At 66.9% G+C, this 16,156-nt stretch carries 16 protein-coding genes; 6 read left to right on the top strand and 10 right to left on the bottom strand.

The features are described from left to right. Both VMJ11_RS25095 and VMJ11_RS25090 read left to right on the top strand, forming a co-directional pair. Positions 1-1,060 (top strand): ABC transporter permease subunit (locus tag VMJ11_RS25095; protein WP_325622826.1); only part of this gene is annotated, 1,060 nt, incomplete at its 5' end. A gap of 29 nt (positions 1,061-1,089) precedes the next feature. After that, complete coding sequence (locus VMJ11_RS25090) at positions 1,090-2,439, top strand: nitrate/sulfonate/bicarbonate ABC transporter ATP-binding protein (RefSeq protein WP_325622824.1); 1,350 nt, start codon at positions 1,090-1,092, stop codon at positions 2,437-2,439. A gap of 124 nt (positions 2,440-2,563) precedes the next feature. On the opposite strand, the gene VMJ11_RS25085 is transcribed toward VMJ11_RS25090, so the two are convergent. From VMJ11_RS25085 to VMJ11_RS25075, 3 genes are all read right to left on the bottom strand, one after another. Next, positions 2,564-3,073, bottom strand: a complete 510-nt coding sequence (locus tag VMJ11_RS25085) for a hypothetical protein (RefSeq protein WP_325622828.1) — start codon at positions 3,071-3,073, stop codon at positions 2,564-2,566. Between the two features lie 74 nt (positions 3,074-3,147). Beyond that, a complete protein-coding gene (locus tag VMJ11_RS25080) occupies positions 3,148-3,780 on the bottom strand; it encodes a hypothetical protein (RefSeq protein ID WP_325622822.1) in 633 nt (210 codons plus the stop codon). Positions 3,781-4,014: 234 nt separating this feature from the next. Next, positions 4,015-5,076, bottom strand: a complete 1,062-nt coding sequence (locus VMJ11_RS25075; protein ID WP_325622821.1) for a sigma-54 dependent transcriptional regulator — start codon at positions 5,074-5,076, stop codon at positions 4,015-4,017. A gap of 477 nt (positions 5,077-5,553) precedes the next feature. Between VMJ11_RS25075 and VMJ11_RS25070 the strand changes: the two genes are divergently transcribed. From VMJ11_RS25070 to otsA, 4 genes are all read left to right on the top strand, one after another. Continuing rightward, a complete protein-coding gene (locus VMJ11_RS25070) occupies positions 5,554-5,904 on the top strand; it encodes a hypothetical protein (protein ID WP_325622820.1) in 351 nt (116 codons plus the stop codon). A gap of 315 nt (positions 5,905-6,219) precedes the next feature. Then, positions 6,220-7,608 (top strand): sigma-54 dependent transcriptional regulator, encoded by a 1,389-nt coding sequence (locus tag VMJ11_RS25065; RefSeq protein WP_325622818.1) that lies wholly within the window; start codon positions 6,220-6,222, stop codon positions 7,606-7,608. A 518-nt stretch (positions 7,609-8,126) separates the two neighbouring features. Then, a complete protein-coding gene (locus VMJ11_RS25060) occupies positions 8,127-8,351 on the top strand; it encodes a hypothetical protein (RefSeq protein ID WP_325622816.1) in 225 nt (74 codons plus the stop codon). 226 nt (positions 8,352-8,577) lie between these two features. Beyond that, positions 8,578-10,062, top strand: a complete 1,485-nt coding sequence (otsA, locus tag VMJ11_RS25055) for an alpha,alpha-trehalose-phosphate synthase (UDP-forming) (protein WP_325622814.1) — start codon at positions 8,578-8,580, stop codon at positions 10,060-10,062. 179 nt (positions 10,063-10,241) lie between these two features. Here otsA and VMJ11_RS25050 read toward each other — a convergent pair whose 3' ends face one another. The 7 genes from VMJ11_RS25050 to VMJ11_RS25020 form a co-directional block, all read right to left on the bottom strand. Beyond that, on the bottom strand, positions 10,242-10,829 hold the full coding sequence (locus VMJ11_RS25050) for a hypothetical protein (protein ID WP_325622812.1): 588 nt from the start codon (positions 10,827-10,829) through the stop codon (positions 10,242-10,244). 149 nt (positions 10,830-10,978) lie between these two features. Continuing rightward, complete coding sequence (locus VMJ11_RS25045; protein WP_325622810.1) at positions 10,979-12,391, bottom strand: MFS transporter; 1,413 nt, start codon at positions 12,389-12,391, stop codon at positions 10,979-10,981. A 71-nt stretch (positions 12,392-12,462) separates the two neighbouring features. Then, entirely contained in the window at positions 12,463-12,966 is a 504-nt protein-coding gene (locus VMJ11_RS25040; protein ID WP_325622808.1) for a YbhB/YbcL family Raf kinase inhibitor-like protein, read from the bottom strand. 230 nt (positions 12,967-13,196) lie between these two features. Then, positions 13,197-13,646: a very short patch repair endonuclease gene (locus VMJ11_RS25035; protein WP_325622806.1), complete on the bottom strand. Its 450-nt coding sequence runs from the start codon at positions 13,644-13,646 to the stop codon at positions 13,197-13,199. 40 nt (positions 13,647-13,686) lie between these two features. Further along, positions 13,687-14,988: a DNA (cytosine-5-)-methyltransferase gene (gene dcm / locus VMJ11_RS25030; RefSeq protein ID WP_325622804.1), complete on the bottom strand. Its 1,302-nt coding sequence runs from the start codon at positions 14,986-14,988 to the stop codon at positions 13,687-13,689. Positions 14,989-15,125: 137 nt separating this feature from the next. After that, a complete protein-coding gene (locus VMJ11_RS25025; RefSeq protein WP_325622802.1) occupies positions 15,126-15,425 on the bottom strand; it encodes a hypothetical protein in 300 nt (99 codons plus the stop codon). A gap of 364 nt (positions 15,426-15,789) precedes the next feature. Next, positions 15,790-16,062 carry a hypothetical protein gene (locus tag VMJ11_RS25020; RefSeq protein ID WP_325622800.1) on the bottom strand — a complete coding sequence of 91 codons (273 nt, stop codon included), beginning with the start codon at positions 16,060-16,062 and terminating at the stop codon, positions 15,790-15,792. Positions 16,063-16,156: the final 94 nt, after the last annotated feature.

Below are 16,156 nucleotides of genomic sequence, written 5' to 3'. Positions count from 1 at the left end.
GATCACGGAAAAGAACCTGCACGCGGTGGGCTGGGTGATTCTCGCGATGACGGTCGTGATCCTCGCCTACGACCAGTTCCTGTTCCGCCCGCTCGTGGCATGGGCCGACAAGTTCCGCATGGAGACCACGAGCTCGGGCGAGGCGCCCGAATCGTGGCTGCTCGACCTGATCCGCCGCACCCATCTCATTCATCAACTGCTCGTGCCGCTCGGCTGGCTTTTCGCCAAGGCCGCGCGCGTGCCGCTGCAACTGCCGTCGTTCCCGGGCATCTCGCTCGCCGCGCCGGCCGCACGAAGCCGCAGCAGCGGGCGCAACCGCATCGGCGACGTGCTCTGGGCCGTGTTCGTGATCGCGCTGACCGTGTTCGTGGTGTGGCGCGTCGTGGCCTTCGTGCGCACGGGCGTCACGCTCGGCGAGGTCTGGCACGTGCTCGGCCTCGGCTTCATCACGCTCCTTCGCGTGATGTTGCTGATCGCGATCGCCTCGGTGATCTGGGTGCCGCTCGGCGTCCTGATCGGGTTGCGCCCGGCGCTCGCCGAGAAGATCCAGCCGCTCGCGCAGTTCCTCGCGGCGTTCCCGGCGAACCTGCTGTTCCCTGTGTTCGTCATCGTGATCGTGCGCTTTCACCTGAACCCTGACATCTGGCTGTCACCGCTGATCGTGCTCGGCACCCAGTGGTATATCCTGTTCAACGTGATCGCCGGCGCGACCGCCTATCCGAACGACTACAAGGAAGCGGCAAAGAACTTCCGTATCCGCGGCTGGCAGTGGTGGCGCCAGGCAATGCTGCCGGGCATTTTCCCGTACTACGTCACGGGCGCGATCACGGCCTCGGGCGGTGCGTGGAATGCGAGCATCGTCTCCGAGTTCGTGCAGTGGGGCGATACGAAGGTGGTCGCGCACGGCCTCGGCGCCTATATCGCGCAAACTACCGCAGCGGGCGACTATCCGAAGATCATTCTCGGCATTGCCGTCATGTCGCTGTTCGTGACGCTGTTCAACCGCCTGCTGTGGCGTCCGCTATACACGTATGCCGAGTCCCGTCTGCGGCTCGACTGATCGAACTACGAAGGATCGAAGGTAACGCGATGCAAAACCCCAAGACGCTGAGCGCCGCGCACGGCGACGTGCTGACGGCCCCGAACCCGCCGCGCCTCGGCGAAGAAATCCTGAACGTGAAGGACGTGTGCCGGGGCTTCAACAAGAACCAGGGCGAACTGCTCGTGCTCGATGACGCCAACCTCTCGCTGCGCGAGGGCGAGATCGTCGGGCTGCTGGGCCGCTCGGGCTCGGGCAAGTCCACGCTGCTGCGCATCATCGCCGGCCTGATCTCGCCGACTTCGGGCGAAGTCACCTGGCGCGGCAGGCCGCTCGACGGCCCGGCCGAGGGTGTCGCGATGGTGTTCCAGACGTTCGCGCTGTTCCCGTGGCTCACGGTGCTCCAGAACGTGGAAGCGGGTCTCGAGGCGCAGGGCGTGGGCGCGCGCGAGCGGCGCGAGCGCGCGCTGGCCGCGATCGACCTGATCGGTCTGGACGGCTTTGAAAACGCTTACCCGCGCGAGCTCTCGGGCGGCATGCGCCAGCGCGTGGGCTTCGCGCGTGCGCTCGTGGTCGACCCCATGCTCATGCTGATGGACGAGCCGTTCTCGGCGCTCGACGTGCTGACCGCCGAAACGCTGCGCACCGACCTGCTCGACCTGTGGACGCAAGGGCGGCTGCCGATCAAGTCGGTGCTGATCGTCACGCACAATATCGAGGAAGCGGTGTTCATGTGCGACCGCATTCTCGTGCTGTCGTCGAATCCGGGCCGCGTCGTGGCCGAGATCAAGGTGCCGTTCAACCATCCGCGCAATCGCCTGGACCCGGTGTTCCGCAAGCTCGTGGACGACATCTACGCGAAGATGACCGCGCGCCAGACCGGCGAGGCGACGAAGAAGGGGCTCGAACTCGGCAGTTGGCTGCCTCGCGTGTCCACCAACCTGATGGCCGGTCTGATCGAAACGCTGGCGGCCGCTCCCTACCACGGCCGCGCCGACATGCCGGAAATCGCGCGCACGCTGCATCTCGAAGTGGACGACCTGTTCCCGATCGCCGAAATGCTCCAGCACCTGGGCTTTGCCGACGTGCGCGAAGGCGACGTGCTGCTCACGCCGCCCGCGCGCGTGTTCGCGGAATTCGGCACGCAGGAGCGCAAGATGATGTTCGCCGAGCATCTGCTGCGTCACGTGCCGCTCGCGGCGCGGATCAAGAAGGTACTCAACGAGCGTCCCGGACATCGCGCGCCGCGCGTGCGCTTCGAGCAGGAGCTGGAGGACTCGCTCTCCGACGGCGCTGCGGAGGAAACGCTCGACACCGTGATCGACTGGGGCCGTTACGGCGAGATCTTCTCGTACAACGACCAGTCGGAGATCTTCAGTCTCGAAGACGTGGAGTCCTGAGCGCCGCGTGACGTGATGCGTGCGCTCGATGCACGCCCCGCGCGTGCATGAAAGAAGCGGTCGCCTCGGCGACCGTTTTTCGTTTGCCGCCGTGCGCGCCGCGGCCAGGCGCTACTGCGAGACGCTACTGCAGCGTGCCCCAGCGCTCCACGGCCGGCTCGGCCGTCGCCCACTTCCAGCCCGACGGGTCCTGGCAGACGCTCGCCGTGAACCACTGCTCGGGCGCGTTGGCCGCGTCGCCGTCCTGCACCGAGAACACGAAATCCTTGCACAGCGTGAGCGCCGTCGCGAATGCGCGCGTCACGCGCACCTGACCGTGGCCGTTTTCCACGGGCAACCCGTGCTTGATGCGCCAGATGTCGAAGCCGCCCACGGGCAGGCGGCCGGCCGTCTCGGCGATCAGATCCTGCTGGTCCGCGTGCATGTTCTTCATGAAACGGTTGACGGCTGCGTCGGTGGCGGCCTGCACGGCGATGCCCACGCCCACGCCCACTGCCGGGTTGGCCGTGACGATGCCGGTGGCCGCGGCGGCGGCGGCCCCGCTTGCCGCGCCGATCGATGCGCAGCCGCTCGCCACGAGCGCCATGCCCGCGCAGAGCGAGGCCAGCGCGACGAGTTTCGCTCGGCGCGGCATCGACCGAACCGGGCTCGCGTCATCCTTCGCGGCGTGCGGCTCGTGCTTCGCGCTCGCGCGTACCTTCACGACGCTCATTGCAGCGCGCCCCAACGGTCGGTGGCGGGCTCGGCCGAGGCCCACTTCCACTTGTCGCCGTCGCGGCAGACGGAGGCGACGAAGAACGCACTCGAAGCGGCCTTGTCCTTCGTGGCCTCGTGATCGACGGAGAACACGATCTCCTTGCAATCGAGCGCGCCACTGCTGATCGCGCGGCTCACGGTCACGCGGCCGTGCTCGTCGTCTTCGATCGGGAACGAATGCGTGATCGACCACGGTGCGACGGCGCCGACCTCGAGCGGGCCCGCCGCCTTCGCAATGCTGTCCTGGGTGTTGCGGTGCACGACGCGCTCCGAATACTGCACGCCGGCCTTGGCGGCGGCCACGGCGCCAAGGCCGATGCCGGTCGCCACGGCGGCGTTGCTCGTGACCTTCGATGCGATCGCAGCACCGCCAATGCCGGCGCCCGTTTGCGCGCCTTCCGAGTAGAGCGAGCTGCAGGCCGAGCACGCGAGGCTTGCAGCGGCAGCCAGCAGTGTCAGCGAGATGGCGCGTCGCCGGGGGGGCCAAGTGCGGGGGAGTTGGAGAGGCGGCGCGCCGACCGTCGTTTCGGCGACCGTGAGGCCAGGTGGCGGTGCGATCCGCACCCGAGTACTTCGTTCTTGCATGTTCTTTCCCTGCCACTTGCCGGATGAGCCCGCGTTGCGCGGACATCCAGCACGTTTGCGTACTTTACGTGCTGCGGATTGTGCAGCATGGGGTTGCGTGCGGGGATAGGGAAAGTGCAAGAAATTGAAAAAGGGCGTGCGCGGCGAGCCGATCTTTGATCGGCAGCGCCTGCTGCGGTTGCGTGATTGTTGCACGATCAAGCAACAATCACCTTGCGAGGCGGGCGGCCGCGTTCACGCTTCGCGCGCGTCCGGATCTCCGGTAGCCTCGGCGTCGCCTTCGTCGGCGCCGTAGCTGCCAAGCCGGTTGTAGAGCGTCTTGAGGCTCACGCCGAGCGTGCGCGCCGCGAGCCGCTTGTCGCCCCCGCAATACTTGAGTGTGCCGAGAATGATCTGCTTTTGCGCATCGGCGAGCGGCGTGCCGATCCAGACGCTCATCGCATCGCCCTGCGTGACGGGCTTCTTCACGCGCGGCACGAGCTGCGGATGCGCGATCTCCACGACCTTCTCCGCGAGGATGAACGCGCGGTACACCGCGTTCCTGAGCTCGCGCACGTTGCCGGGCCACGACCAGTTGCGCACGGTTTCGAGCGCGCGCTTGCTGAAGGCCTTCTGCGTGCCTTCCTGCTCGTTGAGTTCGCTCAGGAAATGCTGCGCGAGCAATTCGCGGTCGTGCTCGCGCTCGCGCAGCGGCGGCGCGCGCAGCGGAAACACGGCGAGCCGGTACATCAGGTCCTCGCGCAGGCAGTTTTCCTTCACGGCCGTCACGGGGTCGCGGTTGGTTGCGGCGATGATGCGCACGTCGCCGCGAATCGCCTCGTTGCCACCCACCGGAAAGTACTCGCCGGTTTCGAGCGCGCGCAGCAGCTTCACCTGATGCAGCAGCGCCATTTCCGTGATTTCGTCGAGGAACAGCGTGCCGCCGCGCGCTTGCTCGAAGTGGCCGTCGCGCGACTGGATGGCGCCCGTGAAGCTGCCTTTTTCGTGACCGAAGAGTTCGGTTTCGATCAGCTCGTCGGGGATCGCGCCGCAGTTCACCGCGACGAACGGACCGTCGCGGCGTCCGCTCTGAGCGTGGATCGTGCGGGCGATGAGCTCCTTGCCCGTGCCCGATTCGCCGACGATGAGCGCGGTGGCGTCGGTCACGGCCACCCGTTCGATCTGCGCATAAAGGTCCAGCATGACCGCCGACGAGCCGTACAGCAGACCGTACGACTGCAAACCTGCGATGCGTGCGTCGGCGTCCTGTGCGGTATTTCGTTTCGCGGCGGCCGAGCCCGGCTCGATTGACGCCATAGGGATGTTCGTCCTGCAAAGGTAGTGCGGGCGTTCGCTTTGGCGCGCATTTGCGTGTCGCCATGCCTATCGGCACAGCTCTGCACGTGTTGGCGCGTTTCGGCGATCAGGCCCTGCGATCCGGGGCTGGCCGTCCAGGACAGGTGCGGAACTTGCCGCTCCGACGGCCGCGAGGTTTGCATCTCGTAAACATTTAACCACTGCCGCGCATGAGTGGGCAATGAAAGTGCCCAAGGCAAGAAGGCCGAAGGCGCATGCCGCGCCGGACTATCTGCCGCTCCAGTGCTGGCTTTTCCGCGGTTTTGTCCGCTTTTGCGTTCGAAGGGGCGCACGCGCGAGTGCCAGTGGCACGTATTGTGCTGCGGAACTTGAGCAAGGTTCGCGCCGTCTGCGTCTTCAGGGGCGGCGCATCCGTCACGCCTCGGGCGATGCCATGCGTCTTCCATTTCTCAAGAGGCGTATCTGGGAGAAAGCGATATGTCGAAGAACATCAATGGTTGGGTAGGGAAGCTCGTGACCGTCGGCGCGCTCGGCGCCATGGCGGGCATGCTGGCCTGGCGTTTCTCGCAGCGTCACCGCATGCAACGGCAATCCTTCTATCGCGATCTGAGCCGCTGGGAGGGCGAGGGCGGCTCGCTTGCCGACACGTCCGACACGAGCGGCGAGAACGGCATGGCCGCCGAAATGGCGATGGCGGGCGGCGGCGCCGTGCGCGAGCGAAGCGATATGTCCGGGCAGGGCGTGAAGGGCGCAATGCCGAATGGCGCAAGCGGCGCCAGTGCTACGAACGGCGCGGCCGGCTCGCCCTGGCCGTTTCCGCATGGCTAGGCGAGGGCGGCCGCGCCGCGCGAGAGCCGTGCCCGGTTATCTCGAATAAGTCTATAATAGTCATATTCAGAACAATCGAGGCTCGGGCAGCATGCAATTCGCGGCATTGTTGCTCGTATATAGCAAAATCGCGTAGTAAACCGGTACCGGCTTGTTCGCCGTCTTTGGCGTGCGTGCGGCCGTTTCGTACTCCACTTCAGCGCAACATCGTACGCCGCGCCTTCCGCGACGCCGGGCAATACCGTCCGGTGCGGCTGCTCGGGCCGAGACGCTGTCGCTCTGGAGCCATTCACCTAGCCAGGCTGACGAGACGCGATGCCACATGTATTGATTGTCGATGACGATGCCGAGACCCGCGAGGCGCTCGCGACTGTCGTGAGCGAAGACGGGCTCACCACGGCCCAGGCAGGCGACCTGCGCGAGGCGCGCATCCAGCTCGTGCGGCAGATGCCGGACGTAGTCTTCACCGACCTGAAGCTGCCCGACGGCAGCGGCACTGACCTCTTCGAGGACCTCGATCCGCGCTCGGGCGTGGAGCTCGTGGTCATCACGGGCCACGCGAGCGTGGAGACGGCTGTCGATGCGCTGAAGTCCGGCGCAATCGATTACCTCGTCAAGCCGATCAACCTCCAGCGCGTGAAGGCGATCCTGAACCGCCTGCCGCGCGCGGGCGACCTCAAGGCCGAAATCGGCACGCTGCGCGGCGAATTGCGCCGCATGGGGCGCTTCGGCCTGATGCTCGGCAATTCGCCCGCCATCCAGGATGTCTACGACCAGATCAGCCGCGTTGCGCCCACGCCGGCCTCGGTCATGCTGGTGGGCGAATCGGGCACCGGCAAGGAAGTGGCCGCGCAGACCATCCACCAGCTGAGCCTGCGGCGCAAGCACGAATTTCTTGCGGTGAACTGCGGGGCGATCTCGCCCAACCTGATCGAGTCGGAAATGTTCGGCCACGAGCGGGGGTCGTTTACGGGCGCCGACCGTCAGCACAAGGGCTACTTCGAGCGTGCGAATGGCGGCACGCTGTTCCTCGACGAGATCACCGAGATGCCGGTCGAGCTGCAGGTGAAGCTGCTGCGCGTGCTCGAGACCGGCATGTTCATGCGCGTGGGCACGACCAAAGAGATCGAGACCGACGTGCGTCTGATCGCGGCGACCAACCGCGACCCCGAGCAGGCCGTGGAGGAGGGCAAGCTGCGTCTGGACCTCTATCACCGCCTGAACGTGTTTCCGATCACCCTGCCGCCGCTGCGCGAACGCGGCAAGGATGTCGAGCTGCTCGCCCAGGCGTTCCTCGACGAGCTCAACGAGCGCCACGGCACCAAAAAGCAGTTTCCTGCGGCCGTGCGCGAGATGCTGGCGACTTACCCGTGGCCGGGCAACGTGCGCGAGCTCAAGAACTACGTGCAGCGCGCGCACATCATGTCGGGCAACGACGGCGACTTTACGGCGACGGTGCCGCTGCAGATCTCGCTCTCGAAGCCGGTAGCGGGCACCGCGGTGACGATCCCGTTCGGCACTTCGCTTGCCGACGCCGATCGCCAGCTCATTCTCGCGACGCTCGAGCAGTGCGGCGGCGTGAAAACGCGCGCGGCGGAAATTCTCGGCATCAGCTTGAAGACGCTTTATAACCGGCTCGTCGAGTACGGTAACGAAGGTGGCGGGAAGGGCGACGCGCCCGCGCGCGTGGCCGGCAGCGTCTGAGAGGCGCGCCCGTGCGCTGGCCCTCGTGCGTGCCGCGCGGGAGGTACGACGCTTGCAGTGTGAGTTTCGCGTCCACGATGAGGAGCGAACGATGCCGAGCTGCAAAACCAGTGATAGCGTCCGCGTGAGGCCTTGGCTCGCGCATACCCCGCAACCCGATGAACCTCCTCCGGATCAGCCCGGCGAGCCCGATGTGCCGCCAATCGGCGATCCGCCGCCGCAGCCGGGTGAAGTGCCGCAATCGGGAGCGTAGCGATACCCATCGCGTGCCCGCCGATCCGCTCTTTCGCTGCACGCCGGAGCGTGTTCAGCACGGGTATTGCCTGCGCGCGGCACGAACCGCCCAGGCAGGCCACGCAGTCCGCTTCCGCGAGACTTTCGCCGCGCAGCACGAAACTGACGCTTTTTATGTACTAGTTACAAACGCTTCGCCATTTTTACCGGCAAATTCACGCGGCGGACCCTAGACTATGAAAAACGCCGCCGCCGTGTGGCCGCCTTCCGCTGGAGGCATCGAGATGAGACATCCTGCCTTGCGCCGTTCCGCACGATATTCGGGCAAGCGTGGCCCGCGCGATTCGCAAGAGAAGAGCAGTAGTCCTGCGCCGTCGCTCGCGCCCGACCCCGCGGGCCAGAACCGCCCGGCGCCCGGTGTGCCGCCCGACGGCGAGCACAATCAGGGCGGCGCGCGGGCCGAAGGCCTCGACTACCAGCGCGATCTCGGCTCGGAACAGGACGCCTGAGCCTGCCCAGAGCCAGCCGTCGCCGCGTACTCCATGCGGAGCGGTTTCCCCGGTCTGCCGGGACACTGGGCTTTGCCTCTCATGCGCGCTTGCCGCGCGGAATTCGCTCGTCTTGCCGCTCGCCGGAAATTAATTTTGCTCCAGACCCTGCCAGAGGCGGCACGCGTCTTGCGTGCCTGAATCGGGCATGGTCTTCGGACCCAACGAAACAGGAGGGATAGCCGCAATGGGCAGATTGATCGTGGTATCGAATCGCGTTGCGCCGACCCAGGAGGGGCGGCCCGCAGCAGGCGGCCTGGCGGTCGGCGTCCTGGACGCGCTCAAGGAAACTGGCGGCGTATGGTTCGGCTGGAGCGGCGAGACGGTTGCGCAGCCGGCGGCCCCGGTCATCGAGCAGCAGGGCACCGTCACCTACGCGACGGTGGGTCTTACCCGGCGTGACTATGACCAGTACTACAAGGGCTTCTCGAATACGACGCTCTGGCCGACGTTCCACTATCGCAACGACCTCGCGCGCTACGAGCGCCAGGAGTACGGCGGCTACCTGCGCGTGAACGTCTCTCTCGCTCGCCAGCTACAACCGCTCATCGAACCCGACGACATCATCTGGGTGCACGACTATCACCTGATTCCGTTCGCGCGCTGCCTGCGCGATCTCGGCGTGACGAATCCGATCGGCTTCTTCCTGCACATTCCGCTGCCGGTGCCGGAGGTCTTGCGCTCGGTGCCGCCGCACGAAGAGCTGATGAAGTTCCTGTGCCATTACGACGTGGTGGGCTTCCAGACCGACGCCGACAGCCAGGCCTTCCACGACTATATCGAGCGCGGCGGCCACGGCACGGCGAGTGAGGACGGCATGGTCCACGCGTGGGATCGCTTCCTGAAGGTGGGTGCGTACCCCATCGGCATCTATCCCGATGCGATCGCGAAGGCCGCCACGCAGTTCGCCGACCGCAAGCCCGTGCGCGCCCTGCGCGACGCGATGCGCGGACGCAAGCTGATCATGAGCGTCGACCGGCTCGACTATTCGAAGGGGCTTGCCGAGCGCTTCCAGGCGTTCGAGCGCCTCTTGCTGAACGGGCCGGGCTGGCATGGCCGCGTCTCGCTGCTGCAGATCGCGCCGCCAACGCGCTCCGACGTGCAGACTTACCAGACGATCCGCCGCAACCTCGAAGGCGAAGCGGGCCGCATCAACGGCCGCTTTGCTCAACTCGACTGGACGCCGATCCAGTACCTGAACCGCAAGTACGAGCGCAACCTGCTGATGGCGCTGTTTCGCGAGGCGCAGGTGGGCTATGTGGCGCCGCTGCGCGACGGCATGAACCTCGTGGCGAAGGAATACGTGGCTTCGCAGAATCCCGAGGATCCGGGTGTGCTCGTGCTCTCGCAGTTCGCGGGCGCGGCGGAGCAGATGCCCGGTGCGCTGGTCGTGAATCCTTATGACCTGAACCAGACCGCCGAGGCGCTCGAGCGCGCGCTCTCGATGACGCACGCCGAGCGCGTTTCGCGCTACACGGACATGATGGCGTCGCTGCGCGAGAACAATCTCTCGGTGTGGCGCGACACGTTCCTGGCGGACCTGCGCAGCGTCGCGACGGCGGCTTCGGTCACGGCGAAGGCGCGCAAGGCTGCGCCGGCGCCGGCGGAAAAAACGCCTGCGCCGACACCAGCGCCCGCGTCAGCCCAGCCGACGGCAACGCGCACGCAGTAACGCACGCGGGGGCCCGCACGCGGCCTTCGGGCGCGCCGTGCTTGCCCGACGCGAATCCACACACGCGGCGGCCTTCGGGCCGCCGCGTTTTTTGCGCCTACCACGGGCCCACTACGGTGCCACTACCGGGCCACCACTACCGGGCCACGACCGCGCCCAATGCCGCGCGCAACGCCTGCTCAGGCCTGCTGCCGGCCAGCCTCGCCGAACGGCATTGGCGCGCGGGTCGGATCGAAATCGGCCCAGTGTCCGTCGTGCCATTGGCCCGAGGCGCGTTCGATGTCGGTGGCGCCGGCCTCGCGCAGCAACTGCGCGGCGTGGTCCTGGTTCTCGTAGCAAACGTGCACCGAGAGCAGCACGCCGGAATTGCGCATCTCGTGATGGACGATCTCGTGGTGCGCCAGCGCTTGCCGCGCGGCGGCCCTGGCGCCGACGCTCGCGCCAATGCGCGCTCCGATCCACGCGCCCACGCCGGCCGCGATCACGACCGAGGGCAGCGCCGCCGAGAACGCGCTGAAAATCACCACGCCGACCACGGCGCCCGCCACCGCGCCTGCGGTGATGTTGCGCGTGTGATGCTGCGAAGCGAGGTGGCCGGGTGGCGCGCCCGCGACAGCTCCATGAGCCGGGTGGCGCGCGTGCTGGCCACGCGGATTGACGAAGAACAGGTTGACGTCTTCTTCGACGAAGCCCTCCGCGTAAAGCTTTTCTGCGGCGGCTTCGGCGGCGGGGAAGGTCGTGAACCGACCAGCGACGATCAGTGACATGGGAATCCCCCTTTGGCCAATTCGGCAGGTTGACTCGCCGGGAACGGAAAGACCGGGCGCCGCCGCAAAAAGCGGTGCGCCCTGAACCCATGTTAGTGCCTGCGCGCGCGCTGGGTTAGGCGCGCGTGCGATGACCTGCGCGCGAAACGCTAGCCTTGCGCTTGCGCCGTGCTGCCCGGCATCAGCCGCAGCAGGCTCACGACAGCCGCGATCGCGGCGAAGGCCGTCGCTACGTAGAGCGCGACGGTCGGCCCATGTTGCGGCGCAACGCCGAAAATGAGCGCGACGAGTGCAGCGCCAAGCGTTTGCCCGGTGAGGCGGGCGGTGCCGAGCATGCCGCTTGCGCCGCCGCTGCGCTCGCGCGGCGCGGAGGAGAGGATCTGCCGGTTGTTGGGCGACTGGAAAATGCCGAAGCCCACGCCGCACAAGGCCATGCGCCAGCAGATGTCGAACACGCCGGGGTGCGCGCCGAGCGTCGCGAGCGAGATGAGCCCGAGCGCGAAGAGCGCGAGCCCGATGCCGCCGAGCATGCCCGCCGGATATCGGTCCGACAGCGCGCCCGAAAGCGGCGCGGCGCCGATGATGACGAGCGGCCACGGCGTCATGAGCAGGCCCGTATCGACCTGCGAGAAGCCGAAGGTCTCCTGCAGCATGAAGGGCAGCGCGACGAACGCGAGCATCTGCGCGCAGAACGAACAGACCGAGGTGCTGATCGACAGCGCGAACACGGGATTGGCGAGCAGATCGACGGGCAGAAGCGGTGCGGGCTGCGTGAGCTGCCGCCGCACGAAGAACCAGCCGACCCCGATCGCGAGCACGAATTCGAGCGCGACGAGGCGTTTGTTTTCACCGTGGCCGAGGCCATCGACGGCAAAGATCAAGAGCCCGAACACGATGGCGTTGAGCACGGCGCTCAAGTAGTCATAGGGCGCCGGATGCCGCTCGTTTTCGGGCAGCGCGCGCAGGCCGAGCGCGAACGCGGCGATGCCGATCGGCACATTGATCGCGAAGAGCCAGGGCCACGACGCGATGGCCAGCACGCCCGAGGCGAGCGTCGGCCCGACCGCCGAGGCGATCGCGACCACCATCGCGTTGATGGCGACGCCGCGGCCAAGCTGCGTGCGCGGGTAGATCATGCGCACGAGCGCGGTGTTCACGCTCATGATCCCCGCACCGCCGAGGCCCTGCACCATGCGCGCGAACGCGAGTTCGGGCAGCGAGGTGGCGAGCGCGCAGCCAAGCGAGGCGATCGTGAAGAGCGCCATGCCGCCCAGGTACACACGCCGGTAGCCGATACGGTCGCCGAGCGAAGCGAGCGGCAGCAGCGAGATGGTCACCGAAAGCTGATACGCGTTGACGATCCAGATCGAGCTTGCTGGGCTCGCATGCAGGTGGCGCGCGATGGTCGGCAGTGCGACGTTGGCGATCGCGCCGTCGAGCACGGCGAGCGTGATGCCGAGCGCGACCACGAGGATCGCGTAGTAACGCTGTGGGAAAGGCAGGCCGGTTTCGATTTCGGCGGTGGCGGCGGCGGTGGGTTCGGAAAGCGTGGGCGTAGGCATCGACGGGGTGAGCGGCGCGCGACGTGCGCGTGCCGCTGGCTGGGCGTGGTTTGCGATGGTTCGCTGGCGGATTATTTCAGCTCGTACAGCCCGACGTAGGTGGTCGAGTCCGCTTCGTTAAGATGCGTCATGAAGCGCGCCACCGCGTTCGTTGTTTCAGCCGTGACCGGCAGTTGCGCGGCCTTTAGCGCGTGCACGCGAAAGATGAAGCGGTGAGGCTTGTCGCCGCGCGGCGGCGCCGCGCCGCCGAAGCCCACCGTGCCGTAGTCGTTGCGCACCTGCACCGCGCCTTGCGGCAACAGGCTGCCGTCGGCCTTGCCGGCGTTGCGTGCGAGCGAGCGCACGTCGGCGGGGATGTTGACCACGACCCAGTGCCAGAAGCCGCTGCCCGTGGGGGCGTCCGGGTCGTAGACGGTGAGCGCGAAGCTCTGCGTGTCGGCGGGCGGCGCTTCCCATTGCAGCGCCGGCGAAATGTTGTCGCCGTCGACACCGAAGGCCCGGTCGTCGAACTCCTGCGCCTTTGGCATGAAACCGTTGCTGGGAAAGTCATCGGACCAAAGTCGGAAATCAGCCATCGGTTGTCTCCTTCGCTTGGGATCGTTGGACGGGTGCGCTGGCGCGCGCGGCCGCCATGGCGCAAGCGCAGCCGGTCGATCGAGTTTAGCACCGCGAGCCGCGCAGGCAGGGGCGCGATAGCGGGAGCGGCATGCATCGCACATCCTGGCGTGTGCTCCGCTTGCCGGGTGAGTCGCGATGCTTCGCAAGGTGACGCGCGAGCCCATGCACGAACCCCTGCGCGAACCCATCAAGCGCGCGCCTCGAACCACGCCGATGTTTCGTCGTCGAGCCACGCGGCGAGCCGCTCGACGACCGCCTCGGGATCGTGCTGCGCGCCCCGCAGCGCGCATTCCCAGATCACCGCGACACGCCAGCCCTGCGCCGCGAGCGCGGCGAGCGCCTTGGCGTCGTTCAGGCGATTGCGCGCGATCTTCTCGCGCCAGAACTCGGGGCGCGTTTGCGGCCACTTGAAGAGCGCGCAGTTGTGGCCGTGCCAGAAGCAGCCATGCACGAAGACCACGGCGCGCCGGCGCGGCAGCACGATGTCGGGGCGGCCCGGCAACTCGCGCACGTCGAGGCGGAAGCGAAAGCCGCGCCGGTGCAGCAGGCTGCGAATCAGCTTCTCGGGCTTCGTGTCGCGGCCACGGATGCCGGACATCATCCGGCTGCGGGTCGCCGTATCGACGACATCGACCATCGTCTGTCGCCTCGCTTCGTTGTGCGGTGGCGCGCGCCGTTCAGCGGCCTCCCGCCGCGGCCATCGCCGGGGCGGCGGCCCGGGTTGCGCGCGCAACGGGAACGGGCGTCGCTTCGCGCTGTGCGGCCAGCAGCGCATCGAGATGCGGCATCATCGTGCGCGCGACCTCGCGCATCACCGGCATCACCACGCTGTTGCCGAACTGGCGGTACGCCTGGGTATCGCTCACCGGAATGCGGAACGTGTCCGGCAGCCCCATGAGCCGTGCGCACTCGCGCGGCGTGAGGCGGCGCGGGCGCAGCCCTTCGCCTTGATGCACGAGGATCTCCGAACCGTCCTTGTGATAGCGCGCCGAGAGCGTGCGCGTGACGCTCTCGGGAAACGCGAGACCGTAGCCAAAGCCATTGCCGGCCGCGCGATGCTTCTCGGCGTATTGCTGCAGATAGGCCCAGAGCCCCGGCGTGAGCGTGTACCTGGGTTGCACGCGGCGTGCGCCATGATCGAAGAAGCGCTCGCCGTCCCACGGCAGGATCGGCTCGCTGCCGTCGGTGCGATGCAGGATCGAGGCGAGCCGCGGCCCTTCCTCGGGCAGCGCGAGCGTGTCCCACGAAAACGCGGTCGGCTCGCGAAAGCCGACGATGATGATGCGCTCGCGATGCTGCGGCGTGAAATGACGCCCGTCGACCACGCGATAGTGCACGTCGTAGCCGAGCTCGTCGCGCAGCACCTGGAGGATCACGTCGAAGGTGCGGCCGCGGTCGTGCGAGAGCAGGTTCTTGACGTTTTCGAGCAGGAAGGCGGCGGGCCGCTTTTCGGCGATGATGCGCGCAACGTCGAAGAACAGCGTGCCCTGCGTCGTGCACGCGAAGCCGTGCGGGCGGCCGAGCGCGTTCTTCTTGCTCACGCCCGCGATCGAGAACGGCTGGCATGGAAAGCCGGCGAGCAGCACGTCGTGGTCGGGCACGTCGGCGGCGTCGACGGCCGTGATGTCGCCGATGAATGGATGGTCTTCGCCGTAGTTTTCCAGATAGGTCTTGCGCGAGAACGGATTCCACTCGCTCGTGAAGACGCACTCGCCGCCGTGCGCCTCGAACCCCTTGCGGATGCCGCCGATGCCCGCGAACAGATCGACGAAGCGAAAGCGCGCGTGCTTGGCGCGATCGCTCGCGCTGCCTTGCAGCAGTTCGCGCAGCGCGGCTTCGAGCATGGCGGGGCAGGGCGTTTCGCCCTTTTCCCAGCGCCGCACGGTCTTCACGTCGCGGCCGACGTGCGTGGCGATTTGCTGCTGCGTGAAACGCTTGCGTGCCTGCTGGAGCAGGTCTCTCGGTTGGGCCGTGAGCACGGAGTCCTCGTTAGGGTATTTTTGCGGACATTATGACCGATGCTCGACCCGCGGCACCAGGAATTCCGGAGGCGCTTGCGCACGCAAGCACCGGGCGAGCGCTCGTGTGATGTCGAATGGAGGCGAAAACGCAACGCTCAGGAACGCTGCGAGCCGGCGTTGGCCTGTTTGGGCGGCGAGGCGCTGGCCGTCGCGATGTTCAGGTCGTGCAGATCGAGGATGAGCAGGAGGCTGTCGATTTCGCTCAACTGGCCTTTGTTCACGAGGCCGGTGTCGAGCAGGCGGTGCAGGCGCTGGCGCCAGTAGCCCGAAGGGAGGATCGGTCCGCCAAAGTCGCCGGCGAGCGACAGCGGCATCACGCGCCGGATATGCGCGATATCCTGGTCGATGAGATTCGACATCATGTAGCCGGCGGGGAGGGGACGCGGGGTGTCCATTAAGGACATTACGGCACTTTTTTTGCGGCCTTTAGCAAAATCTGGCTCAGTACTTACCCTTAATTCTCTGCCGATGCGGGAGAGGTTCCGTCGGCTAGTAGAACACGAGCATCGCGAGCGAAGAGACGACGATCGTCGCGAGCGCCGCGATGACGGCAAACACGTAAGGGGAAGTCATGGCGATCGCCTCCGGAACTGATGGTGCATATCGTAGGCGATGCGGGGCGAAGCGAAGGTTAAGGATTGCCAAATCCGCGCGCCAGGTGAGTGCCGCAGCTGATTGCAGCCGGCTGCAACCGATTGCAGTCGAGAGCCGACGTCGCGCGGCTCTCGCGCGTTGTCGCAACCGCGCCGCTTGCGCCGCTTACCCGGCGTTCGGCGGCGTTGCGCCTTGCGGCTGGGCCGCGCCCTCGAAGAAACGCCGCGTTGCTTCGAAGGAATGCAGCATCTGCTCGGGCCAGGGCGTTTGCAGCATGACGGCCTGATGATTCTCGAACGCCGCGCTCAACTGGCGCGCGAGTTCGGGCGAATTGAGATGGCGCAGCAGCACGCTCACGGCGATGGCTGTGGCCTGGCTGGCGCCGGCCGTCTGTAGCTCGGAAGCGGTGAGGGCCGCGACTTGCTTGTTGATATCCATGGAAAATCGATTTGGGGAAAGATGGCACAAGATGCGCGAACGCGCGAAAGAGAGGACGCCGGCGATGCGCGAGGCGGCCGCGCCCGGTGCCGGG

Source organism: Paraburkholderia sp. (assembly GCF_035501035.1).
GTDB lineage: Bacteria > Pseudomonadota > Gammaproteobacteria > Burkholderiales > Burkholderiaceae > Paraburkholderia.
Note: the sequence above shows the minus strand (reverse complement) of the source record. Positions and strands in the feature narration are given on the sequence as shown.